This window comes from Paraburkholderia adhaesiva (assembly GCF_021390575.1).
In the GTDB taxonomy this organism is placed as follows: domain Bacteria; phylum Pseudomonadota; class Gammaproteobacteria; order Burkholderiales; family Burkholderiaceae; genus Paraburkholderia; species Paraburkholderia adhaesiva.
Genome location: NZ_JAJEJQ010000001.1, coordinates 3196401 through 3219373 on the forward strand (window position 1 = coordinate 3196401; position 22973 = coordinate 3219373).

18 protein-coding genes and 2 pseudogenes are annotated in these 22973 nt (G+C 64.9%); 1 reads left to right on the forward strand and 19 read right to left on the reverse strand.

Translation table 11 applies throughout. The features are described from left to right. Position 1 precedes the first annotated feature (1 nt). The 4 genes and pseudogenes from L0U80_RS14570 to L0U80_RS14585 all read right to left on the reverse strand — a co-directional run. A pseudogene (locus tag L0U80_RS14570) lies at positions 2-466 on the reverse strand (sigma-70 family RNA polymerase sigma factor); the annotation flags it as partial. Positions 467-479: 13 nt separating this feature from the next. After that, complete coding sequence (locus L0U80_RS14575; RefSeq protein ID WP_233865241.1) at positions 480-953, reverse strand: hypothetical protein; 474 nt, start codon at positions 951-953, stop codon at positions 480-482. Positions 954-956: 3 nt separating this feature from the next. Next, positions 957-1343, reverse strand: coding sequence for an aggregation-promoting factor C-terminal-like domain-containing protein (locus tag L0U80_RS14580; RefSeq protein WP_233865243.1), 387 nt, complete (start codon positions 1341-1343; stop codon positions 957-959). 186 nt (positions 1344-1529) lie between these two features. Next, positions 1530-1956, reverse strand: a pseudogene (locus L0U80_RS14585) (sigma-70 family RNA polymerase sigma factor); the annotation flags it as partial. Between the two features lie 223 nt (positions 1957-2179). Here L0U80_RS14585 and L0U80_RS14590 point away from each other — a divergent pair. Continuing rightward, a complete protein-coding gene (locus tag L0U80_RS14590) occupies positions 2180-3670 on the forward strand; it encodes an MltF family protein (protein ID WP_233865245.1) in 1491 nt (496 codons plus the stop codon). A 180-nt stretch (positions 3671-3850) separates the two neighbouring features. Here L0U80_RS14590 and L0U80_RS14595 read toward each other — a convergent pair whose 3' ends face one another. From L0U80_RS14595 to cheA, 15 genes are all read right to left on the reverse strand, one after another. Next, positions 3851-4588 (reverse strand): RNA polymerase sigma factor FliA, encoded by a 738-nt coding sequence (locus tag L0U80_RS14595; protein ID WP_233865971.1) that lies wholly within the window; start codon positions 4586-4588, stop codon positions 3851-3853. A gap of 45 nt (positions 4589-4633) precedes the next feature. Beyond that, positions 4634-5587 carry a MinD/ParA family ATP-binding protein gene (locus L0U80_RS14600; RefSeq protein WP_233865247.1) on the reverse strand — a complete coding sequence of 318 codons (954 nt, stop codon included), beginning with the start codon at positions 5585-5587 and terminating at the stop codon, positions 4634-4636. Continuing rightward, positions 5580-7508 (reverse strand): flagellar biosynthesis GTPase FlhF, encoded by a 1929-nt coding sequence (gene flhF / locus L0U80_RS14605; RefSeq protein ID WP_233865249.1) that lies wholly within the window; start codon positions 7506-7508, stop codon positions 5580-5582. The genes L0U80_RS14600 and flhF overlap by 8 nt, the downstream gene beginning before the upstream one ends. 376 nt (positions 7509-7884) lie before the next feature. After that, the gene (gene flhA, locus L0U80_RS14610) at positions 7885-9987 is read right to left on the reverse strand and encodes a flagellar biosynthesis protein FlhA (protein ID WP_233865251.1); all 2103 of its coding nucleotides are present in this window, start codon (positions 9985-9987) and stop codon (positions 7885-7887) included. Further along, positions 9984-11327 (reverse strand): flagellar biosynthesis protein FlhB, encoded by a 1344-nt coding sequence (gene flhB, locus L0U80_RS14615; protein ID WP_233865252.1) that lies wholly within the window; start codon positions 11325-11327, stop codon positions 9984-9986. Before flhB ends, flhA begins: the two co-directional genes overlap by 4 nt. A 351-nt stretch (positions 11328-11678) precedes the next feature. Next, positions 11679-12971 (reverse strand): DUF3443 domain-containing protein, encoded by a 1293-nt coding sequence (locus tag L0U80_RS14620; RefSeq protein ID WP_233865253.1) that lies wholly within the window; start codon positions 12969-12971, stop codon positions 11679-11681. 17 nt (positions 12972-12988) lie between these two features. Beyond that, positions 12989-13501 carry a DUF2844 domain-containing protein gene (locus L0U80_RS14625; protein WP_233865973.1) on the reverse strand — a complete coding sequence of 171 codons (513 nt, stop codon included), beginning with the start codon at positions 13499-13501 and terminating at the stop codon, positions 12989-12991. A 350-nt stretch (positions 13502-13851) separates the two neighbouring features. After that, on the reverse strand, positions 13852-14577 hold the full coding sequence (cheZ, locus tag L0U80_RS14630; RefSeq protein ID WP_373322167.1) for a protein phosphatase CheZ: 726 nt from the start codon (positions 14575-14577) through the stop codon (positions 13852-13854). A 1-nt stretch (position 14578) separates the two neighbouring features. Then, the gene (cheY, locus tag L0U80_RS14635; protein WP_124151555.1) at positions 14579-14974 is read right to left on the reverse strand and encodes a chemotaxis response regulator CheY; all 396 of its coding nucleotides are present in this window, start codon (positions 14972-14974) and stop codon (positions 14579-14581) included. A 108-nt stretch (positions 14975-15082) separates the two neighbouring features. After that, positions 15083-16189 carry a protein-glutamate methylesterase/protein-glutamine glutaminase gene (locus tag L0U80_RS14640; protein ID WP_233865977.1) on the reverse strand — a complete coding sequence of 369 codons (1107 nt, stop codon included), beginning with the start codon at positions 16187-16189 and terminating at the stop codon, positions 15083-15085. Positions 16190-16194: 5 nt separating this feature from the next. Next, the gene (gene cheD, locus L0U80_RS14645; protein ID WP_233865255.1) at positions 16195-16974 is read right to left on the reverse strand and encodes a chemoreceptor glutamine deamidase CheD; all 780 of its coding nucleotides are present in this window, start codon (positions 16972-16974) and stop codon (positions 16195-16197) included. Then, complete coding sequence (locus tag L0U80_RS14650; RefSeq protein ID WP_233865257.1) at positions 16971-17969, reverse strand: CheR family methyltransferase; 999 nt, start codon at positions 17967-17969, stop codon at positions 16971-16973. Before L0U80_RS14650 ends, cheD begins: the two co-directional genes overlap by 4 nt. A 149-nt stretch (positions 17970-18118) precedes the next feature. Then, positions 18119-19936, reverse strand: a complete 1818-nt coding sequence (locus L0U80_RS14655) for a methyl-accepting chemotaxis protein (protein ID WP_233865259.1) — start codon at positions 19934-19936, stop codon at positions 18119-18121. A 161-nt stretch (positions 19937-20097) separates the two neighbouring features. After that, positions 20098-20631, reverse strand: a complete 534-nt coding sequence (locus L0U80_RS14660) for a chemotaxis protein CheW (protein ID WP_233865261.1) — start codon at positions 20629-20631, stop codon at positions 20098-20100. Positions 20632-20705: 74 nt separating this feature from the next. Continuing rightward, positions 20706-22919 carry a chemotaxis protein CheA gene (gene cheA / locus L0U80_RS14665; RefSeq protein WP_233865263.1) on the reverse strand — a complete coding sequence of 738 codons (2214 nt, stop codon included), beginning with the start codon at positions 22917-22919 and terminating at the stop codon, positions 20706-20708. Positions 22920-22973: the final 54 nt, after the last annotated feature.

A 22973-nucleotide genomic window follows, 5' to 3' on the forward strand; every position in this document is an offset into this window, starting at 1 on the left:
CTCAAGCCTGATTCTCCGTACTCGCCCACGCCATCTCACGCAACCGCGTACGCAGCCGCGCAACAGCCTGGCTGTGCAACTGGCACACGCGCGACTCGCTAACCTCCATCACCGCGCCGATCTCGCGCAGGTTCATACCGCGCTCGTAATAGAGCGACATTAGCAGCTTCTCACGCTCAGGCAGACGATCGATCGATTCGATCAGCGCGCCGCGCAGACTATCGTCGAGCAGCGCCGAAAGCGGGTCCGTGTGATCGACGCAATAACGGTCGAGGAACGGTTCATCCTCAGCGGAGCGGTCAAAGTCTTCGTAGTAGATGAGCTGGCTGCCGTGCAGGTCCTGCAGCATCGACTGATATTCGTCGAGCGGCATGTTCAGGTGACCCGCGACCTCAGTCTCACTCGCCGCACGCCCAAGTCGCTGCTCAACCTGATGCACGGCCATCTCCACTTCGCGCGCTGCTCGTTTCGCAACTGACTTAACGGCCCGATTCCGGGACCGCTGAGCGTAAGTGGAATGCCTTGCCGTTGAAGACGTACCAGTAGGTACCGTGCTCTTTGCTCTCGTTGCGGCTTCCCTGCACAGTCAACATGCAGCTATTCGCGCGGTACGCCAGCGGCTCCGTCACATCGAGCGGCCAGTCGGAAACGGTAAACGGCAACGAGGTTACGCGGCCGGTTTTCACATCGATTGCTGCCGCCATGACGCAACCGGCACCGCAGCCCCATTGCGCGAGTCGGTAGTGCCCTGCGAAGTTGACCGGCCCGCGCGAGACGTCCGCCACAGCACTGCGAAACGCGCGCGAGCCCGCATCGAATACGAGGCGCGGAGGTACGCGTCCTGCCTGAACCGTTGCCGGGCAATCCTCGAACGAGGCTGGCTGCTGCGCATGGGCGACGCCGGACACCGTAGCTAGAGCGGTCAGCACAACGAGTAGGGGCAATTTGCACATGGCTCAATACCAGTGGTGGCTTTTCCAGAATTCCCGGGCCCGAAATGACGAATGATAGCGCCCGTAAATGTAGCGGATGCCGCCCTGGCATTCTTCAACTGCGTTGCCAAAGGATGCTTCGCCGCGTGGGTTCAATCCGTACTGTGCGCGCAAGAGCTGGAACAGACCTCGCGCCGTTGAGGAGCCGTTCCGCGCATTCACAACGCCCGTCGACTCCTGAGCCAGTATCCATAACAGATCGTGAAAATCCGCTGACGACTTGCCTTCCTTCCGCATGGCATCGCGCAGAGCAAGTTGCACATTCAGCGGCACAACGCTAACGGGCTTTTCCTGCCATCCGCCTTTCGTTGCTCTTAAATGGTGGTGTGTGCGTGGATGCGTAGCTGCCATTGATTTGGCTCCCTGGTTTGAAGGAGCGGCCACGCTAGCACGAAAGAACGGCGAGCAATCTCGATTAGATGCACAGGCGGTCTGCCGGCCCGAACAAGGCCACGCGGTCCAGGAGAGGGTCCTGGATGGTCGCTGACAGCCCCTTAACGGCCCCCAACGGCCGGGCTGCATTTCACCACTCCACCGTCACGACTGATTCTCCGTACTCGCCCACGCCATCTCACGCAACCGCGTGCGCAACCTCGCAACGGCCTGACTGTGCAACTGGCACACGCGCGACTCGCTAACCTCCATCACCGCGCCGATCTCGCGCAGGTTCATCCCGCGCTCGTAATAGAGCGACATCAACAGCTTCTCGCGCTCGGGCAGACGGTCGATCGATTCGATCAGCGCGCCGCGCAGGCTATCGTCGAGCAGCGCCGAAAGCGGGTCCGTGTGATCAACGCAGTAACGATCGAGGAACGGCTCGTCCTCGGCGGAACGGTCGAAGTCTTCCTAGTAGATAAGCTGGCTGCCATGCAGGTCCTGCAGCATCGACTGATCCAAGTCGCTGCTCAACCTGATGCACGGCCATCTCCACTTTGCGCGACGTGCGGCGCAGGTTGCGCTGCAATGCGGTGCGTACTGAAAGGGTGATCGCGAACGTGCCATCCATGGTTGCTCGGCAGGTGACACACCCCCTGATCCAGATCAAGCCCATGGTCGCCGCACAGAGTTCTGCTGCTGTTAGCCGTACGTCGGCGCTTAGCCAGAAACGCGCGCATCATGGGAGATGTTCGTGGCTGCGCGCAGACATCTGGACGGTCGAGAGTGGCTGCGGGGCATAGGAGGACATCATGTCTTTCGCACCTATGTTCAGGCTCGTCGTCAGCCTTGCATACACAATCGCCCTGCTTGGAGAGGGATCGGCTGGAGCGCTGCAGCACCCCGCCCCGGCATCAGCGCTCCGGCCCGCGCCTGTGCATCGGCTCAGCGTGCCCACCACCCCGTCGCAGGGCGACTTCAATTCGATGCTCGAGCGGCGCCAGCTTCGCGTGCTCGTGCCCTACAGCCGCACGCTCTATTTCATCGACAAGGGGCACGAGCGCGGGCTGACCGCAGAGCTCATGCGTGACTTCGAACGCTATATCAACAAGACCTACGCGAACTGCCTCGGCAAGCGTCCACTCACGGTGTTCCTGATTCCGACGACGCGCGACCGGCTTCTGCCTAACCTGAACGCCGGGTTGGGCGATATCGCCGCGGGCAATCTCACGGTTACTGACGAACGGTTGAAACTGGCCGACTTTTTTGTGCCACCAAGCCGCAAACCGGTGCACGAACTGGTCGTGACGGGACCGCGGTCGCCCACGCTTGCAGCGCTGGACGACCTTGCCGGAAAGACAGTGCAGGTGCGGCGCTCGTCAAGCTACTATGAGAGCCTCACCACACTCGACAGGCAACTGCGCGCGAGCGGCAAGCCTCCCTTAAAGATCGTTCTTTTGCCTGATGCGCTCGAAGATGAAGACGCGCTTGAAATGCTCAATGCCGGTCTGCTGAATATTCTGGTCGTTGACGAATGGAAAGCCAGGCTGTGGGGTCAGGTATTACCGAACATCAAGGTTCACAACGATCTCGCTGTTCGAACTGAAGGCTATACAGGCTGGGCAATGCGCAAGAACAGTCCGCAGCTCCGCGACGCGATGGCGGATTTCTTTCTCAAGCATGTAAAGAAGCAGAGCATCGAAGAGTATCGCCTCGAGAGGTACATGCGGCACTTCAAGCAAATTCGTAACAACGATGAGGCTGATGAGCTTCAGCGCTTCGAGCAGACGATCGCGATTTTCCAGACGTACGGCCGGCAATATGGCTTCGATCCATTGATGCTTGCGGCTCAGGGCTTTCAGGAATCGCAGCTCAACCAGAGCGCCCGCAGCCGCGCTGGGGCAGTCGGCATCATGCAGATCACGCCTGCTACTGGCAGGCAGATGAATGTGGGCAACATCATGGTAACGGAGCCCAACATTCACGCTGGTGCGAAATATATGGATCAATTGATGACCCGCTATTTTCCGGACGCGCACTTTAGCGAGAATGACCGGTCGCTTTTTGCCTTCGCGAGTTACAACGCCGGTCCGTCAAGGATCGCCAGAATGCGCGACGAAGCACTGAAACTCCGGCTCGATCCGGACAGCTGGTTCAACAATGTCGAGATCGTCGTCGCCGGGAAGATCGGCATGGAGACTCCCACATACGTGCGCAACGTCTATAAGTATTACGTGTCTTATCGCTTGATTACCGAGGCCCAAGCCGTGCGCACCCAGGCGGTCGGGACTGTACGCAAGTAAGCAGGGCAGCGTCGATGACCGCTAGTGCCAGGTAACTGCCATCGAAGCACCGGGGGGGCGAGCGGCGACTGTGGGTCGAACAGAGCCGTTCCCCGGAAACCTGCGACGAACCTCTTTTCAGCCTTAGCTCAGCCCCAATACGCGCCCGATGCGACCAAGCCTCGGCTCACCACCACACCCTCAAGCCTGATTCTCCGTACTCGCCCACGCCATCTCACGCAACCGCGTGCGCAACCGCGCAACGGCCTGACTGTGCAACTGGCACACGCGCGACTCGCTAACCTCCATCACCGCGCCGATCTCGCGCAGGTTCATACCGCGCTCGTAATAGAGCGACATCAACAGCTTCTCACGCTCGGGCAAACGATCGATCGATTCGATCAGCGCGCCGCGCAAGCTATCGTCGAGGAGCGCCGAAAGCGGGTCCGTGTGATCGACGCAATAACGGTCGAGGAACGGCTCGTCCTCGGCGGAACGGTCGAAGTCTTCGTAGTAAATGAGCTGGCTACCGTGCAGGTCCTGCAGCATCGACTGATATTCATCGAGCGGCATGTTCAGGTGACCCGCGACCTCAGTCTCACTCGCAGCACGCCCAAGCCGCTGCTCAACCTGATGCACGGCCATCTCCACTTCGCGCGACGTGCGACGCAGGCTGCGCGGCAGCCAGTCGTTGCTGCGAAGCTCGTCGAGCATCGCCCCGCGAATCCGCTGGCTCGCGTAGGTTTCGAATTGCGCGCCCTGGTCTTCCTTGTAGCGGTTGGCCGCGTCGAGCAGGCCGATCATGCCGGCCTGGATCAAATCGTCGAGGTCGACGCTGGCAGGCATCTTGGCGACGAGCTGCAGTCCCAGACGCCGCACTAGCGGCGCGTATCTCGCCAGCACGTCGGCCTGCGAGATTTTTCCTTGAGCGTTGTACATCATGCTCTCCTGCTTCTCGTGTCCCCTGTGACCCCGATGCGCCGCTTACGCGTGCTGTGTCGAGGGCCGCTCTACGGGTAAGTCAGCCCGCCAGCCCGTATGGGCCGGCGCGCTTGCGGATTGGTCGCCTGTAACGGAGGAAACAAATGCGTTTGCGCGGTCCGCGTCGGTTTCGCCGGACACGCGTGAGACGCCCGGCAGTCGCGACGACAGCGACGGGCGCATCGGCCAGTGCGGCAGATCTGCGGCGAGGCGGCGGTAGTCGCGTGCCGAGGGCGCCGACGGAAACGCATCGACGACACAGCGCCCAAGCGTCTGCGCGCGCGCCGTGTGCGGTTCGGCGGCGATGCAGCCGGCCGATTCCAGCGAAACGTTCAGATAGCGACTCGCCACGCCGACGAGGTTCTCAAGCGCGGCCTCGGCATCGGCGGCGCTCGCCACATGGTTCGCGAGCACGCGGAACTGCCCGATCGCATGCGCGAAATGCAGGCGCTTCAGGCACGCATAGGTGTCGGTGATCGACTGCGCGGCGACGCGCATCACGACCAGCACGTCGTGCGCGTGCACGGCGAGCGATGACAGGGCGCCGTCGGCGTCGAGCTGAGTATCGATCAACACGACGTCGGCGGGCCCCGCCAGCAATTTCTGCAATTGCTCATCGGAGTACTGCGCACGGGTTTCGGCGGTGACGACAAGCACGCCGAAACCGAGTGCGTGCTGCCCTGCCGCGTCGGCAAGCTCCATCTCGCCGCGCATGAGGGCCGCGAAGTTGGCGGCGCCGCGCGCCGTACCGAGCATCGCGCACACCGACTGCGTGCCGGTACATTCGTCGATCACGAGCACGTCCTTGCCCTGTGCCGTGAGCGCGGCGGCAAGATTGACGACGGTGGTGGTGCGGCCTGGCGACCCTGGGCCGCCCGTCACGGCGACCACGCGCGAGCCTTCGCGCGCGAGCAGCCGCCGCAGTCCTTCGGCCTGGTCGATGACGAATTTATCCAAACCGGACCTCGGGGGCCTGCGACCCTGTGCGAGTCGACAGCGCCGAGAGCAGAGCCGGAATGTCGTCCTCGTGCGGCACGAACGGCGAATCTTCGCGCGGCACGCAGAACGCGCTGCGAACCAGGAAGCGGCGCTGGGCGACGTACAGGTTCTCGGGCACTTTCTGGCCCGTCGAAACGTAGTACACCGGCAGCTTGTAGCGCAGCACGGTGTCGAGCGCGCCGCCGAGGTTCGTCGCCTCGTCGAGCTTGGTGAGGACGCAACCGGCGAGCGGCGCCTTGTCCGGTGCGCTCTGGTAGGCCTGCACGACTTCGTTGAGCGTGTCGCCGTGGTTCGTCGCCGAGAGCACGAGCAGACGCTGCACCGGACGGCCCGCGCCGCACAGCATGGCGATCTGGTCGGTCACGGCGCGGTCGCGCTGGCTCATGCCGATCGTGTCGATCAGCACGATGTGCTTGTTCTTGAGTTCGTTCAACGCGAGCTGCAGGTCCGCGCCATCGCGCACCGCGTGCACCGAAACGCCGAGGATCTTGCCGAAGATGCGCAGTTGCTCGTGGCCGCCGATACGGTAGCTGTCGGTGGTGAGGAGCGCCACGCGGCTCGCGCCGAAACGCATCACGCAGCGCGCGGCGAGCTTCGCGGTGGTGGTCGTCTTGCCGACGCCCGTCGGCCCCATCAGCGCGAACACGCCGCCGCGCTCCATGAGGGCTTCTTCGTCGTCGAGGACCGGCACATTCGATTCGAGCACCGACTGGATCCACTCCATGCCGGCCTCTTCGGTTTCGACCGCTGGCAGCCGGTTGATCACCATCTTCACGAGCTGCGCCGAGAAACCGGCCGCGAACATCTGCTTCGTGAGCGAACCCTGGATCGGACTGCGGCGCTGGCGCTCGCCCCAGACGAGGCCCGCGAACTGCTCTTCCATCATCCCGCGTATCGATGCGAGTTCGTTCATCACCGTTTCGTTGACCACCTGCTCGACGCGAGCACGGATCGCTTCGCTCATGGTCTGCGGCGCGTCACCCGACACCGCGGCATCGGCGGAGAGACCGAGACGCTGCGCGGCGCGGCGGGCGGCCACGTCGGCGGCTTCGCGCGCCCATTCGGGCGTACTGGCTTCGACGTCGGGCGACAGCACGGGATCGGCGGGCTTGCCGAAACCCCTCGCCATGGCCGCCGACGGCGTGAGGCCCGCAAAGCGCGAGGCTTCCTGTTCACCGACGATGCGGCGCGCGTGATCGATCAGCCAGGGATTCGATTCGGCCATCGTGCGCGGCGACTGCGCGCCGGACGGCTCGGTGTACGACGGCCGTGCCGCCTGTTCGAGCATCGCAGCGGCTTCGCGCGGCGACATCGGATTCGGCACGTCACGCGACGACAGCGGCGCGAGCGGAGCCAGCGGCGGTTTCATCATCGACGGCTGCGCTGCGCCGTTCATTGCGTTGTTCATCGCACCGTTCGCGGCGCTGCCTGACGAAGTCGACGCGCTGCGCGGTGCGGCCGGCGGGGCCGAAGCGAGGGAGACCGAGACATCGGCGTCGTCGTTATCGCCGAAATCGCTGGCGATTCCCGGTGCATCCGCATAGGCGGACGGAGCGCCCGGTGTACCGCCCACCTCAGGGCTCGCGCCGAACACCGACGAGAACAGATCCGGCATGCCGCTCGCGTAAGGGTTTGCAGCGGAGCCAGCGCCGGCAGCCTTCGGGCGTGCGCGCGTCTGCGCTTCCGCGGGAAGGCCTGCGGAAGCGGCGGCCTCGGCGGGTGTGATCGCAGCGAGGTCGCGGTCAGCGAGCGCAACGATTTCGACGCTGCCGTCATCAAGCGTGCGATTCGACAGCACGACCGCGTCTGCACCCAATGCTTCGCGCACAAGGCGCAGCGCGTCGCGGCTGTTGCCGCCGATGAATTTCCGAATGTTCAAGCTGACCCTCCCGATGAGGTAAGCGGCATGCGCGCCGTCGTCTTTGTGCTGCTGGCCGTGCGATCCGGGCGGTGCGCCAAGGTTGTCGCGGCACCGCGCTGGGTTTTTCCGATGCTTGAATTATTTCGAACGCGACGGTGTCACGATCGGTGGATCAGGGAGGGGAAATGCGGGCTATTCGCCCAATGGCGAGCGTCTGTCAGAGCGGGTTGGGGACCGCGTGGGACCCGCCGGTTCGATGGTCCGCGATGGCTCCGTCATCCGTTGCGCATGGGGAAGCGCCATGCGCCAAGGTCGCGTTTTTTGACCGGAACCAAGGCAAAAGCCCGCCTTCGGCGGGCTTTTTTCGTCTTCGCGGCGTCAGCGCGTCGCGCCGTCAGCCCGCCCCGACCACGTTCGACACCTTCACGTTGCGCGTATCCGGCACCTCCGCATAGGAGAGCACCTTCAACTGCGGCAGGCTGCGGCGCAGGAAGCGCGAGAGCATCGGCCGCAGCGCATGCTGCACGAGCAGCACCGGCGCCAGGCCAAAACTCTGCTGACGCGCCATCGCCTGCTCGGTCTGCGTGAGCAGCGTGTGCGCGAGGCCCGGCTCGAGCCCGGGGTTCGGGCCGGCGGTGAGCGTCTGCGAGAGCACGCGTTCGAGGTTCGCGTCGAGCCCCATCACCTGCATGTCGCCGCTGCCCGGGAACCATTGCTGCGTGATCGCGCGGCCAAGCGAGATGCGGACCGCGGCCGTGAGGTCGTGCGCGTCGGTGTTGCGCGACGCGTGCTCCGCAAGCGACTCCAGGATCGTGCGCATGTCGCGGATCGGCACGCCCTCGTCGAGCAGGTTCTGCAGCACCTTCTGCAGCGTCGTGACGGGCAGCACCTTCGGCACCAGATCCTCGACGAGCGACGGCGTGTCCTTCTGCACGCGTTCGATGAGCGCCTGCACCTCTTTGCGGCCAAGCAGTTCCGACGCATGCATCACGACGAGGTGGTTCAGGTGCGTCGCGACCACCGTGCTCGAATCGACGACCGTGTAGCCGAACACCTGCGCCTGTTCGCGCATGTTCGTGTCGATCCAGACGGCGGGCAGGCCGAACGCCGGATCGGTCGTCGGCGTGCCAGGCAGCGCGGCGCTGACCTGACCCGGGTTGATCGCGAGCCACTGGCCCGGGTAGGCCTCGCCCGCGCCCACCTCGACGCCCTTGAGCGTGATGCGATAGGCGTTCGGGCGCAGCTCCAGGTTGTCGCGGATATGGATGACCGGCGGCAGGAAGCCGATTTCCTGCGCGAACTTCTTGCGGATGCTCTTGATGCGCTTGAGCAGATCGCCGTCGGTGTTCTTGTCGACGAGCGGAATCAGGCGGTAGCCCACTTCGAGGCCCAGCGTGTCGATGAGCGCGACGTCGTCCCAGCTCGCCTCGGCGGTCTCGGCCGGCGCGAGCGTGGTGGGCGCAGAAGAATCGACCAGCACGGCGCTCGCCTTCTTCGCCTCGGCGCTCTTCTTCAGTGTGCGGCCGAGCTGGATCGCGCCGCCGCCGAGCACGAGAAACGCGAAGTGCGGCATGCCCGGGATCAGGCCCATGATGCCGATGATCGAGCCGGTGATCATCAGCACGCGCGGGTTCGTGAAGAGCTGGCTCGTGAGCTGGGTGCCGATGTCTTCGTTGGTCGCGACGCGCGAGACGATCACGCCCGCTGCGGTCGAAATCACGAGCGACGGAATCTGCGCGACGAGGCCGTCACCGATGGTGAGCAGCGTGTAGGTCTCGCCCGCCGACGCGAAGTCCATGCCGTGCTGCACGACACCGACAATCAGCCCGCCCACGATATTGATGACCATGATCAACAGGCCCGCGATCGCGTCGCCGCGCACGAACTTGCTCGCACCGTCCATCGAACCGTAGAACTCGGCTTCCTGGGCGACTTCGCCGCGGCGCTTGCGCGCGGCTTCCTCGTTGATGAGACCGGCGTTCAGGTCGGCGTCGATGGCCATCTGCTTGCCGGGCATCGCGTCGAGGGTGAAGCGCGCGGCCACTTCGGCGATACGGCCCGCGCCCTTCGTGATCACCATGAAGTTGATGACCATGAGGATGACGAACACGACGATACCGACCGCGAAATTACCGCCGACGAGGAAGTGGCCGAACGATTCGATCACCCGTCCCGCCGCAGCCGGACCCGTGTGGCCTTCGAGCAGCACGATCCGCGTAGACGCGACGTTCAGCGAGAGCCGCAAGAGCGTCGAGAACAGCAGCACGCTCGGGAACGCGGCGAAGTCGAGCGGCTTCATCGTGTACATCGCGACGAGCAGCACCATCACGGACAGCGCGATGTTGAACGTGAACAGCAGATCGAGCAGGAACGCCGGCAACGGCAGGATCATCATGCCGAGGATCATGACGATCAGGATCGGTCCCGCCAGCGCGCGCAGGTTCGTGCCTTGCAGCACGTCCGGGCGGCGCGCGAAAAATCCGGTGCGGGCGTTCATTCAGATACTCCTTCGTTGTCGCTGCGCGGCGTGTCTCGCCTGTCGGCGTCGCCACTCGTTGCGGGGCCGGCGGGGTCTGCTGCAGCGCCTGCCGCGGGGTCAGCCCGTCCACCGGCCTGTCTTGCGTTTCGTCCGCCCGCCGCACTGGCTGCGGGCCTTGTCTTGCCGAGGGCGTCGTCGGCCTCTTCGTCGGCCTCGTCGTCCTGCACCGCGCCCTTGTCGAGTTCGGGCGGCACTTCGAGATCGGTCGGCTCCATCGGCACGTCGCCACCGTGCTCGCGGAAGCGCTTGAGCTGATACACCCACGCGAGCACCTGTGCGACCGCGTTATAAAGCGGACCGGGAATTTCGCGGTTCAGATCGACGTTGTGATAAAGCGCACGGGCGAGCGGCGGCGCTTCGAGAAGCGGCACGTTGTTCTCGGCGGCGATTTCGCGGATCCGCGCCGCCACGAGATTCACGCCCTTCGCGATCACCTTCGGCGCGCGCATCTCGCCGTCCGTGTACTGCAGCGCGACGGCGAAGTGCGTCGGGTTGGTCACGACCACGTCGGCTTTCGGCACCTGCGACATCATCCGGCGGCGCGCCATCGCGCGCTGCTGCTGGCGAATGCGGCCTTTGACGTGCGGATCGCCTTCGTTTTCGCGGCTCTCGCGCTTGACCTCTTCCTTCGTCATGCGCAGCTTGCGGTAGAACGACCAGAGCTGGTACGGCACGTCGAGCGCAGCGATCAGGAACATCCCCGCGACCGTCGTGCCGCAGCAGACGGCGACGAGGTGAAACGCATCGGCGAATGCGCGCTGCGGGGGCTGCATGACGAGGCCCAGAATTTCATCGCGCCGGTGCCACACCGCCATGCCGCCGATCAGGCCGACCAGGAGCGTCTTCGCGAGCGACATGCCGAGCTGGATTGGCCCGTTCCACGAAAAGATTCGCCCCAGGCCCTCCATGGGATTGAGGCGGCTGAACTTCATTTCGAGCGACTTCGTGCTGAAGAGCCAGCCGCCGAGCGCCATCGGCGCGAGCAGGGCCGCGACACCCGTCATCGCGAGCACGGGCAGGACCGCGTACAGGCCTTCGCGCGCGGCGACACCGGCGCCGCTCAGCATGCGGTTGGTATCGAAGACCACCGCGTGGTTGAACGTGAACGCGCCACGCAGCATGGTTTCCAGATGTTCGCCGATGGTGCCCGAGAGCATCCACACGCCGAAAAATCCCGCCGACAGCAACGCGAATGTCGAAAGCTCCCGCGAACGCGCAACCTGCCCCTCCTCCCGCGCCTTTTGTATGCGCCGGGGGGTGGCAGATTCGGTTTTTTCGAGGTCGCTGTCCTCAGCCACGGATGCTCCGGTCGGTGGCGCGTGGGTTGTTGCGGCCGCACACGCCCTTTTTCAGTGACAGCAATTATTGCCGCGGCGCACCAGCCCCGATTGGCGGAGTAAGCCGGAGAAACGGGGGTATTTCGGGGAATGGGGCGGGCCGGCGGGGCGGTGGGTGTGGGGTTGGCGGGGTTGGCGGGGTTGGTGGAGTTCGCTCGGTCGCGCGACGCGCGACGGTCGCCCGAGTCACAGGCCGGCGGCACATCGGCGACAGTGCAACTGCCCCGGCCGGGCGACTCGCCGGCGCGAGCGGATGAACCGCGAAGGTGGCGCGGCGGCCGATCCACCTCCGCCGCACCGTGCCCGACATTCTCAGAACGCGACGAAAGGCGGCTTTGTACCGCCGGTCGCAGTCATGTCTTGGCCGACATAAACATACCGGCCATAGAAGAATGGCAAACCCAGATCGAGAGTCGAGGCCGAACCAAATTGCCCGGCGAGATCGTTGAAGGCGAAATTGCCGTTGTTGCCGTTCGCGCCGAACAGCGCCGCGGCGCTGACCACGCTGAAGGTCGCGCTGCCGCTCGATCCGTCCACGCCCGTTAGCGCCGCGGTGAACGACTGCGGGGACAACGGGCAGTAGAACGTACCGAGCGAGCCGCCGCACTGGGGCAACGTATTTAAAGTGAAAAACAGCGCGTTCGACCCCGAATCGAGGAACGTGCCGACCAGGCGATTATTAAACGTGGCGCTGAAGTCGCCGACCGAGGTGGTCTGGAAGCGCTGCGCAGCGTTCAGCGCGTTGTTCGACTGTGTGTTGATGCCGAATACGAGCGTGCCTGTGGCCGACGACGCGCCGTTGTACGAAAGCGGCTGCATCTGCAGGATGACGCCGTTGTTATCGACAGGAAAGTGCGGCACCGGATTGGCCACCTGCTGGCCAGTCCCGACGGCCGTGTTGATGCAGTTCGTGCCGCCCGGGCACGAGTAGTAGTTGCTCGACGCGGCGCTGTTCACGCAGGTCGCGCCGCAGTCCCACGGCGCGACGCCGATGCCGAGGATGCCGTTCGCCCCGAGGTCGCTAGCCGTGCTCTGCGCGGGGCCTTTGTTCGAGCAGTTCGCCGGCACGGTGGAGGCGGAAAGGTCGCCGATCACCTGGATCGGAATGGCGCTTGCGGTCTCACCGCTGATCTTCACGTCGACGTTGCGCACGGTGCCCCAGGTGAAGCCGTCCGCAAACGCAGCGCATTCGGCGAGCGCGCCGCCATCCGTAGCGGCGTTCACGGGCAGCCCGCTCAGGATCGACGACAGCGCCGACGAAACGATGCGAATCCCGAACGATGCCGTATCGACCTGCATGTTATTGACCACCGTACAGGGACCGTTGTTGGGAACGCACACGGTCACGCTGACGGTCGGGATATTGGGCACGTTTGCGACGCCCGCCCCCACCGAGACCGCCACGGTGTTCGCTGCCCCGGGCGCGATCGGTTGCTGGCTCGGTGCGGGCGGCAGCGAGGACGTGTCGCCGGCACTGCTGTTATTGCTGCTGCTGCCCCCGCCACCGCCGCAGGCCGCGACGCTAACGGCAAGCGCAGCCACCAGCAGGAATGCGCCGCGACGCAGGCAGTGCAGGAAGCTCGTGTGGATTCGTTGTGTGAACACGCGTGCCTCCCGTGCGGTTATTGGATATCCGCGGGGCTTACGCCCGTTGGCAGATCCTGCGGCAGCCACGCCTGGCCCGTGAACGCACCCATGTGGCCACCCGAATGGACGATGAGCCCTGGCTGCTCGACGATGCCGGACCCACGCACGACACCCGCCGCATGGCTCGCCTTCACGCCGGCGACGTACTGCGGAAAGTAGCTGCCGAGCAGCGCCGAAAGATCGGGGGGCTGCGGGCCGGTCCAGCCGACGCCGAACACGGTGCCCGCCTGCGAGACGTATTCTCGTACGACGGTGCCTCCCTCGAGCGTGGTCTGGCGAACCGTGTAGGCCGCTGTAGCTGAGGGAGATGACGCGGCGCTGGCCTGGGCGGCCTGCTGGGTGGCCGCGCTGGCCGCCGCGACAGCGTGCATCTGGGCGGCGCTGAGTGTGCTGACGGTCGCGCCATTGGGCGTCGCCATGGGCGCGCCGCCGAGCGCGGCGCGAGCCGGTTGCGCGCACACCATCGCGACAGCGAGCACGAGCGCCATCGGTACGAAGTGCCCGGCAAGGCGCGCGGCAATGTCTGACGAAACACGCGACGACGGACGTGACGAAGCCCGCCCAATCAGTGCGTTCCGACAGTCGATGGATGGAATATTCGGATGAAAGACGGCCATACCCCTCCCAAAAAGGGTAGAGCGCTCCGCGAGAGCGGCTGCCGGATATGGCGCACTGAGGTGGCGCACTTCGGCAACGCGGGGAGCGGCTCAACGCGTCGCAAGACCGCGACGGGAGCCGCGGCCTTTTCAGCGACGCATTGGCACTAGTATGCCTGTCTCAGCGTACAGGGTGCATCCTGGCCGAGCGACATGTCGCCGGGCCTCCCGTACGTGTGGGTCTAGAAGCCGAGGCTCGCGAGCAGGTCGTCGACCTGCCCCTGGTCCTGCACGATGTCGGTCTTGCCGTCGGGATTGATCTGCGGGCCGTTCAGCAGGGATTCGGGGCTGCCCGTCGGCGAGATGACGAGTTGAGCCGCCGTCGCCGCGAACTGCTCGCGCCGCTCCGGCGCGATGTTCTCGACCAGCACGCCGAGCAGTTGCTGCTCGATCAGATACACCACGTCCATGATCTTCTTGATCACCTGGCCCGTGAGGTCCTGGAAATCCTGCGCGAGCATGATCTCCAGCAGTTGCTGGTTCGTCGCGGTCGTGGTCTTCGGCACACCGTCGAGAAACGCGCGCGTTTCGTCCATCAGAACGCGCACTTCTTCGCGGCCGATCGGTGCGTCGTACCAGGACGCCCAGCGCTCGGAGAGCGCGCGCGCATCGCGTTCGAGCTGCTCCTGCATCGGCTTGGTGTACTCGATGGCCGCGAGCACGCGCTCAGCAGCCTGCTCGGTCATGGTTGCGACATAGCGCAACCGGTCGCGTGCGTCCGGCACGGCTTCGACCGCACGCTCGACATGCTTGTCGAGGCCAAGCTCGCGCATCGAGTCGCGCAGCGTACGCGTCACGTGACCGATGCGCGCGAGGATGCGGTCGCTCGCGAATTCGGCCGGATCTGCCTGCGCGCCCCCTGCCTCGTCCTGCAGGCCGTTGGCCTGCGCGCTGCTGGGCTCGTTCACATCAGCTCCCGGTTTTTGCCATCTTCTCGAGAATCTTGTTCAGCTTCTCGTCGAGCGTTGCCGCCGTGAACGGCTTCACCACGTAACCGCTCGCACCGGCTTGCGCCGCCGCGATGATGTTTTCCTTCTTCGACTCAGCCGTCACCATCAGCACCGGCAGATGCTTGAGGGCGGCGTCCGCGCGAATTTCCTTGAGCATCGCGAGGCCGTCGAGGTTCGGCATGTTCCAGTCGGAGATCACGAACTCATAGGCGCCGCTGCGCAGACGTGCCAGGCCGGCCGCGCCGTCTTCAGCTTCGTCGACGTTCGAGTAGCCGAGTTCCTTGAGCAGGTTGCGGACAATCCGGCGCATCGTCGGAAAATCGTCCACGACCAGAAATTTCATTCCCTTATCAATCACAGTTCCATTCCTCCAGGCTGAACCTGGGCAATTATCCAGATTCGCGTGACACGAGGCCACTCAAATTAATCGTTCGTCGTACCGCTAATACATTGCGCTAGCGCATCATACGCGCTGAACGCGGTCACCCATCAGTGCGAGACGTGCCATCACGCGGCGGCTCATGTCGGAGAGCGGCGCGACATCGTCCGCGGCACCCATCGCAATCGCCTCGCGCGGCATGCCGAACACGATGCAGCTCGCCTCGTCCTGCGCGAACGTGTACGCACCCGCGCGACGCATGTCGAGCAGTCCCGCTGCGCCATCGCGGCCCATGCCCGTGAGAATCACGCCGATCGCGTTCTTGCCCGCGTGCTGCGCCGCCGAGCGGAACAGCACGTCGACCGACGGACGATGCCGGTTCACCGGCGGGTCGTCGGAAAGATTAGCAATGTAGTTCGCACCGCTTCGCGCGAGCAAGAGGTGCGCGTGGCCCGGTGCGATGTACGCGTGGCCAGGCAGCACGCGCTCGCCGTGCTCCGCTTCCTTCACGGTGATACGGCACAGGGTGTTCAGGCGCTGCGCGAATGACTTCGTGAAACCGGGCGGCATGTGCTGCGCGATCATCACGGCAGGCGCGTCAGGCGGCAACGGCGTGAGCACTTCGCGAATCGCTTCGGTGCCGCCCGTCGATGCGCCGACAATGATCAGCTTCTCGGTACTGAGCAGCGGGTTGTTGAGCATCGGCGCGGGAGCCGCGGCCGGGTGCACGCCGTGCGCGGCAGCCGGCGCACCGGCCGCTGCCGCCGGCGCGGCATGGCGTGCCTGCACGCGCGCACGCGCGGCGGCGCGAATCTTGTCGGCGAGCTTTTCGGCGTATTCGAGCATGCCGTCGCGGATGCCGACCTTCGGCTTCGTCACGAAATCGACGGCACCCAGTTCGAGCGCGCGCAGCGTGATTTCGTTGCCGCGCTCGGTCAGCGACGACACCATCACGACCGGCATCGGCCGCAGACGCATCAGCTTCTCGAGGAAGTCGAGGCCGTCCATGCGCGGCATTTCCACGTCGAGCGTCAGGACGTCCGGGTTGTGCTGCTTGATCAGCTCGCGCGCGACGAGCGGATCCGGCGCCGTGGCGACGACTGTCATGTCCGGCTGATCGTTGATGATCTCCGTCATCAGGCTGCGGATGAGCGCCGAATCATCGACGCAGAGAACCTTGATTTTTTGCACAGCGTTCACGCCTCCTCTACTGTCCTGGCGTTATTGTCTTGACTGGGGAGCCGCGGCGACGTGGATGCGCTCGCGCCGAACAATTCGACGCGGGCACGCCCAGGCTGCGGCTGTAATGAAGCGGGCAACTGCACGGACGGACCTGCGCGCGATCCTGCGAGTCCGAACAGCTCGACGCGCTGACGCGCTCTTGCGAGCCGTTCGGCGCGTGCCGCCGGAGTTTGATGCGCGAGCGCCTCTTCGCGTGCGGCGACATCCGGATCCTGCGCGATACGAAGCTTTTTCACCATCACCCGGCCCGAGCGCGGCTGGAACGCCACCTTGCGCGGATGCTTGCCCTGCAGATCTTCAGCCGCGATGCGAATGCCTTCGGTCGCGAGATAGCGGCGCACGAACTCCGCGTTGCGGTCGCCGATGTTCATCGTCGTCATGCCCGCGAGCACCGCCGCGCCGCCGAACACCTTCGCCTCGAACCGCTCGCGCCGTCCGCCCATCTTGATGAGTTCGTTGACGAGCACTTCCATCGCGTAGGCGCCATAGCGCATCGAATCAGAGGCTGCCGTCTGCATGGTGTCCACACCGTCGTCGGGCAGCATGAAATGGTTCATGCCGCCGATGCCTGCCGCCGGGTCGCGAATGCACGCGGCCACGCACGAGCCGAGCACCGTCACGAGCACCATGTCTTCGGCGGTCGTGTAGAACTCGTTCGGCAGCAGTTTCACGCCGGGAAGGTGGAACTGGGTGTCGAAGTAGTGATTGGTCGCGATCGGTAACGAAGCACTCATGCGGTAGTTCCGATCGTATCAACGGTGCGGCGCGCGCCCGTTACAGTACTTGAAGCACTTGCAGCGCGGGCGGCCTCTGGGCGCGCGAGTTCGTACACCGTCTGGCCGCGCAGCCGGAACGCATGCGTGACGTATGTGAAGTTCTCCGAATGACCTGCGAAAAGCAGGCCGTCCGTTTTCATCAGCGGTTCGAAGCGCGACAGCACCTGGGCCTGCGTCGGCTTGTCGAAGTAGATCATCACGTTGCGGCAGAAGATTGCGTCGAAGGTCTGGCGCAAGCCGTAGTCCGCGTCGGTGAGGTTGAGCTGCTCGAAGCGGATCATCTGGCGCAGTTCCGGGCGCACCTTCACTTGTCCCGCGTGCGCGCCGGTGCCCTTCAGGAAAAATCGCTTGAGCCGCTCGGGGCTCAGGTGCTTCACCTGATCGTAGGCGTAGACGCCCGCATCGGCCTTCGCGAGCACCTGGGTGTCGAGGTCGGTGGCGAGCACTTTCGCTTCGCGCGCTGCGCGGTCGCCAAGAGCCTCGATCAGCGTCATGGCGATTGAATACGGCTCTTCACCCGTCGATGCCGCCGAACACCACACGGAAACCGGTTGCGCCCGCCGCTTCACGAACTCCGCGAGAATCGGAAAGTGATGCGCTTCGCGGAAGAACGCGGTGAGGTTCGTGGTCAGCGCGTTGGTGAACGCCTCCCACTCGACGGCGTCGTTACCTGATTCGAGCTGGTCGAGATAGTCGCGGAAACTGTCCATGCCGAGCGCACGCAGACGCCGCGCGAGACGGCTGTACGCCATGTCGCGCTTGTGGTCCGAAAGCGAAATGCCCGCGCGGCGGTGGATCAGCGCACGGATGCGCTCGAAATCCGCCGAGGTGAAATCGAAGTCGCGGTTGCTCTCGACGGACGGGACGATCAAGCCGCCAGCGCCAGCCGTTGCACCCGCAGCGCCCGACGTGCGCCCGGCGCGGTCTTCGCGCGAAAAACCCGGACCCTTCATCGTCGTACGCTCCCGTATCGCCCGGCCGTGCGCATGCCGGTTTGCAATGCGTGCAGGGCGTCATGCGCGGCGGCCGTTTCGTGGACGGCGGCGCGGTACGACTCACTCTGGCCGTGGACGCTCATATGCATTGCGATGACTCGTTAGAACTAGAACGTTTCCCAGTCGCCGTCGCCCGATGCGGCCGGCGCGGCATGCGCGACTGGTTCGCTGCGAACGGCAGCCCTCGGCGCCGGTTTCGCGGCGGCGGGCTCGGTGGCTGCGGCGACAGGCTTTGGCGACACAGCGGGTGCGGACGCAGCGCGTTTCGCAGCCGGCGCTGCTGGCACACTCTGCGCAACTGACGACGCGACGGACCTCGCAGCAGGCGACGGCGTTGCCACACGCGCAGGCGCGGAAGTCGTCCGCATGGCGGCACCGCCGACACGCCAGCCGCCGAGCACCGATTGCAGTTGGCGCGTCTGCTCTTCGAGCGACGCAGCAGCCGCCGCAGCCTGTTCGACGAGCGCCGCGTTCTGTTGCGTGACCGTATCCATCTGCGTGACGGCGCGGTTCACCTGCTCGATGCCGCTCGATTGTTCCTCGGACGCGGCGCTGATCTCGCCCATGATGTCGGTGACGCGGCGCACGGCCTGGAGGATCTCTTCCATCGTCGTGCCCGCGCGGCCCACGAGCTGCGAGCCGCTTTGCACCTTCGTCGCGGAATCGTTGATCAGCTCCTTGATTTCCTTCGCCGCGCTCGCGCTGCGCTGCGCGAGGCTGCGCACTTCGCCCGCCACCACCGCGAAGCCGCGGCCCTGCTCGCCCGCACGCGCGGCTTCGACCGCGGCGTTCAGCGCCAGGATGTTGGTCTGGAACGCGATGCCTTCGATCACGCTGATGATGTCGACGACCTTCGTCGAGCTCGCCGCGATGTCCTGCATCGTGTGAACCACTTCGCCGACGACTTCACCGCCGCGCGTCGCGATATCCGACGCGTTGACGGCGAGCTGGCTCGCCTGGCGCGCGTTCTCGGCGTTCTGCTTCACCGTGCCGGTGAGCTGCTCCATGCTCGACGCGGTTTCTTGCAACGACGCTGCTTGCTGTTCGGTGCGCTGCGAAAGATCGGTGTTGCCCATCGCAATCTCGCGCGCGCCGACGTCGATCGAACCCGCGCCCGAGCTAATCGCGCTCACGAGCGTGACGAGACTGTCCTGCATGCGCTTGACGACTACGAAGAGGCGGCCGATTTCGTTGTCGCTCGTGGCGTGGATGGGCTGCGAGAGATCGCCCTTCGCCATGCGCTCGAAGCAATCGACGAGCGCCTTGAGCGGCTCGACGATGAGCCCGCGCAACGAGAAGCGGATCACCACCACGACGACAAGCGCGACAGCGGTCGCCGCGATGATCAGCGTGCGCATGAGCGAGATCTGCTCGCTCGTGCTTACCACGCGCGCCTGCGCACCGTCCTGCATCGCCTGGGAGAGCTGCCCTGCAGCGTTGTCGTAGTCGACGAATGCCGGGCCAATCTTCGTATCCGCCACCGCGTGATACGCCACTTGATCGTTTGCGCGCTGAGCCGCGAATTCGGCCTGTACGCCGTCTTGCACCGCTGCGTGTTTTTGCGCCAGCGCGTCTAGCGCGGCGGCGTCGAGTCCGTTCTTCGGCGCGGCCTGGAAGGCCTTCCACGCATCGTTACTCCTGGCGAGGATGGTGTCGGCGAAGTCGAGCGTCTTCTTCAACTCGTCGGCCTGCCCGCTCGACGAGAGGGCGCTAGCGCGCTGGAGCAGGATATGCGACCGGATCAGCAACGCCGATGCATCGTTGAGCGAACGCATCGCGACGACGTCGCCGCGCGCAATCTTGTCGAGCGAGTCGCCCGCATTTCCGAGCGCGACGAGCCCAAGCGCGCCGACGACGAAAGTCAGCAGGATCTGAATGACCCCGACGCCCGTAAGCGTTGCGCGGATCGACCACTTTTGCAGCATCTCTATTGCTCCTTTGCCCGGCGATTAGCCCGGTGACCGTTGTGCAACACGCTTTCGTCAGCGCGGGAATATCGGCGGTTTGCCGCTCTTGATGGCGGCTTCCGCTCTCCTCGCGCCGGCCCACAACGACGTGGGCACCCCCCGATAACCGTGTGCGGCGCTTACTGGCTGAGCGCCTCGATCAGAGCCATTTCGCGGCTCGTCATCAGCTTTTCGATGTCCATCAGGATCAGCATGCGGCCGTCCACCGTGCCGAGACCCGTGAGGAACTCGGTGGTGAGCGTCGCGCCGAATTCCGGTGCGGGCATGATCTGGTCGGTCTGCAGCGTGAGCACGTCGGACACGCCGTCCACCACCATGCCCACCACGCGATGCGCGACGTTCAGGATGATCACGACCGTCTGGTGGTCATATTCGACGCGGCCCAGATGGAACTTGATGCGCATGTCCACGATCGGGACGATGATGCCGCGCAGGTTGATGACGCCCTTGATGAAATCGGGTGCGTTGGCGATGCGCGTCACGCTGTCGTAGCCGCGGATTTCCTGCACCTTGAGGATGTCGATGCCGTACTCTTCCGCGCCGAGCGTGAAGACGAGGAATTCCTGACCGCCTGCTTCCGCTTGCTCTGCATCGCGACGGTGCGCGAGGGCGCCGCCTGCGCCGTTGCCTTGATTGGTTTGGACTTCTGCCACGTTAGCCCCTGAGCGTTTTTAAATGATTGGGAAAGTGCCGTTCGCGTTTAAACGTAAATGCGGCGTTCATGCGGTCATGCAAATTCGGCGAACGCACCGGCAGACTGGCTCACGCCGTGGGTCGCCCGCGTTTCGCGGTTCAGTGCGGCCACGTCGACGATCAGCGCGACGCTGCCGTCGCCGAGAATGGTTGCCGCCGAAATGCCGTGCACCTTGCGATAGTTCGTTTCGAGGTTCTTCACCACCACCTGCTGCTGACCGACGAGTTCGTCGATCAGCATGGCGAAACGACGTCCTTCGGTTTCCATGATGGTGACGATGCCCTGCGTCGGCTCCGTGCGCGCGCCTTCGACGTTGAACACCTCGTGAAGCGCGACGAGCGGCAGATATTCGCCGCGCACGCGCACGACGCGGTCACCGTTCGTCACCGTGTAAATGTCTTCGTTGCGCGGCTGCAGCGACTCCATCACGAAGTTCAGCGGCAGGATGAAAATCTCGTTGCCGACCTTCACCGACATGCCGTCGAGAATCGCCAGCGTGAGCGGCAGAATGATGCGCGTCGTGGTGCCCTTGCCCGCGTGCGAGCTGATTTCAACGTGGCCGCCCATCGACTGGATGTTTCGCTTGACCACGTCCATGCCCACGCCGCGGCCCGAGACGTCGGTGACCTGCTCGGCCGTCGAGAAGCCCGGCGCGAAGATGAGGTTCCAGACTTCTTCGTCGGGCATCGTTTCGCTGGCCGACATGCCCTGCTTGATCGCCTTGGCGAGAATCTTGTCGCGGCGCAGGCCCGCGCCGTCGTCGCTCACCTCGATCACGATGTTGCCGCCATGGTGCGCGGCGGACAGCACGAGCTGGCCGGTGCCATCCTTGCCGGCGGCGCGGCGCGCTTCCACCGTTTCGATGCCGTGGTCGAGCGAATTGCGCACGAGGTGCGTGAGCGGATCGATGATGCGCTCGATCAGGCTCTTGTCGAGTTCGGTCGCCTGACCGAACGTCACGAGCTCAACGTCCTTGCCGAGCTTGGCCGCGAGGTCGCGCACGAGACGCGGGAAGCGGCTGAACACGTAGTCCATCGGCATCATGCGGATCGACATCACCGCTTCTTGCAGGTCGCGCGCGTTGCGCTCGAGCTGCGCCATGCCGTTGAAGAGGCGGTCGTGCAGTGCCGGGTCGAACGCGGTCGACGTTTCGGCGAGCATTGCCTGGGTGATCACCAGTTCGCCGACGAGGTTGATCAGCTGGTCGACCTTCTCCACACCGACGCGGATCGAGCTGCCCTCGGCGCCCGCTGCCGCTGCGGCCGGGCGGTGCTTGCGTTCGGCGTCCGCGCCATGCGCTGCGGCTTGCGGGCGTGCGGCTTCGTGTTCGGGTTGAGGTGCAGCGGCGGGTGCCGGTGCCGGAGCTGCTGCCGCGGGCGCGGCGGCGGGTGCAGCCGCCGGTGCCGCGACCGGCGTGGGCTCATGCTCGATCTCCGCCTCAGCGGCTGCGGGCGCAGCGTCCCCTTGCGGGGCCGCGCCACGTCCGATCGAAATCTGGCTTTCGTCGATCACGAAGCAGCACACGGCAACGATGTCGTCGGAAGTCACTTCGGTTTCGAGCCACAGCGTGATGTCATCGCCGGTCTTCACCTGGGCGACGATGCGGCCGAGGTTACCGAGTTCTTCGGCGAGCAGCTCCTGGTCCTTCGCGTCAACCTTGCGCAAGGTGATGCGCAGATGCGGGCCTTCGGCAGCACCGCCAGCCGGCGCCGTTGCCGCCGTCGCTTCGTCGACGACATGGTCGGGCGCGCCGTTCGCGGCACCTGCGCTTGCACTTGCTGCGACCGGTGCAGCCACCGGTGCGGCAGCAGGCTGCGCAGCGGGCGCAGGTGCAGCAGCAGGCGCCGGAACGCCACGGCTTTCCGCATAGAGGCGTTCAAGCTTCGCGCGCACGGCAGCAGCCGCTGCCGGGTCCGGCTCGGCGCTTGCACGGTAGTCCTGCAGTTGCCCCGAAAGCACGTCCTTCGTTTCGAGGAACGTGTCGATCATGTCCTTGCGCAGCACGAGTTCGTTATTGCGCGCGCGGTCGAGCAGCGATTCGAGAATGTGCGTCGTTTCGGTGAGCGCAGTGAAGCCGAATGTCGCCGCGCCGCCCTTGATCGAGTGCGCCGCGCGAAAGATCGCCGCGAGGTCCTCGGGGTCGGGCTGGCCGATGTCCAGGTTCAGCAACAGCTGCTCCATCTGTGCAAGCAGCTCGTCGGCCTCGTCGAAGAACGTCTGATAAAACTGAGTGATGTCGAGTGTCATGCCACTTTCACCGCAATAAGTGCCTGTGTGGGAGTCGGTGCTGCTATTTGGCGC

Bases quoted from the DNA above. Each gene is read 5' to 3' on its own strand.
- L0U80_RS14590 (WP_233865245.1), top strand. From the start codon at position 2,180: ATGTCTTTCGCACCTATGTTCAGGCTCGTCGTCAGCCTTGCATACACA.
- L0U80_RS14650 (WP_233865257.1), bottom strand. From the start codon at position 17,969: ATGAAGGGTCCGGGTTTTTCGCGCGAAGACCGCGCCGGGCGCACGTCG.
- L0U80_RS14655 (WP_233865259.1), bottom strand. From the start codon at position 19,936: ATGCTGCAAAAGTGGTCGATCCGCGCAACGCTTACGGGCGTCGGGGTC.
- L0U80_RS14580 (WP_233865243.1), bottom strand. From the start codon at position 1,343: ATGGCAGCTACGCATCCACGCACACACCACCATTTAAGAGCAACGAAA.
- flhA (WP_233865251.1), bottom strand. From the start codon at position 9,987: ATGAACGCCCGCACCGGATTTTTCGCGCGCCGCCCGGACGTGCTGCAA.
- cheD (WP_233865255.1), bottom strand. From the start codon at position 16,974: ATGAGTGCTTCGTTACCGATCGCGACCAATCACTACTTCGACACCCAG.
- L0U80_RS14575 (WP_233865241.1), bottom strand. From the start codon at position 953: ATGTGCAAATTGCCCCTACTCGTTGTGCTGACCGCTCTAGCTACGGTG.
- cheA (WP_233865263.1), bottom strand. From the start codon at position 22,919: ATGACACTCGACATCACTCAGTTTTATCAGACGTTCTTCGACGAGGCC.
- L0U80_RS14595 (WP_233865971.1), bottom strand. From the start codon at position 4,588: ATGTACAACGCTCAAGGAAAAATCTCGCAGGCCGACGTGCTGGCGAGA.
- L0U80_RS14625 (WP_233865973.1), bottom strand. From the start codon at position 13,501: ATGGCGCTCGTGCTCGCTGTCGCGATGGTGTGCGCGCAACCGGCTCGC.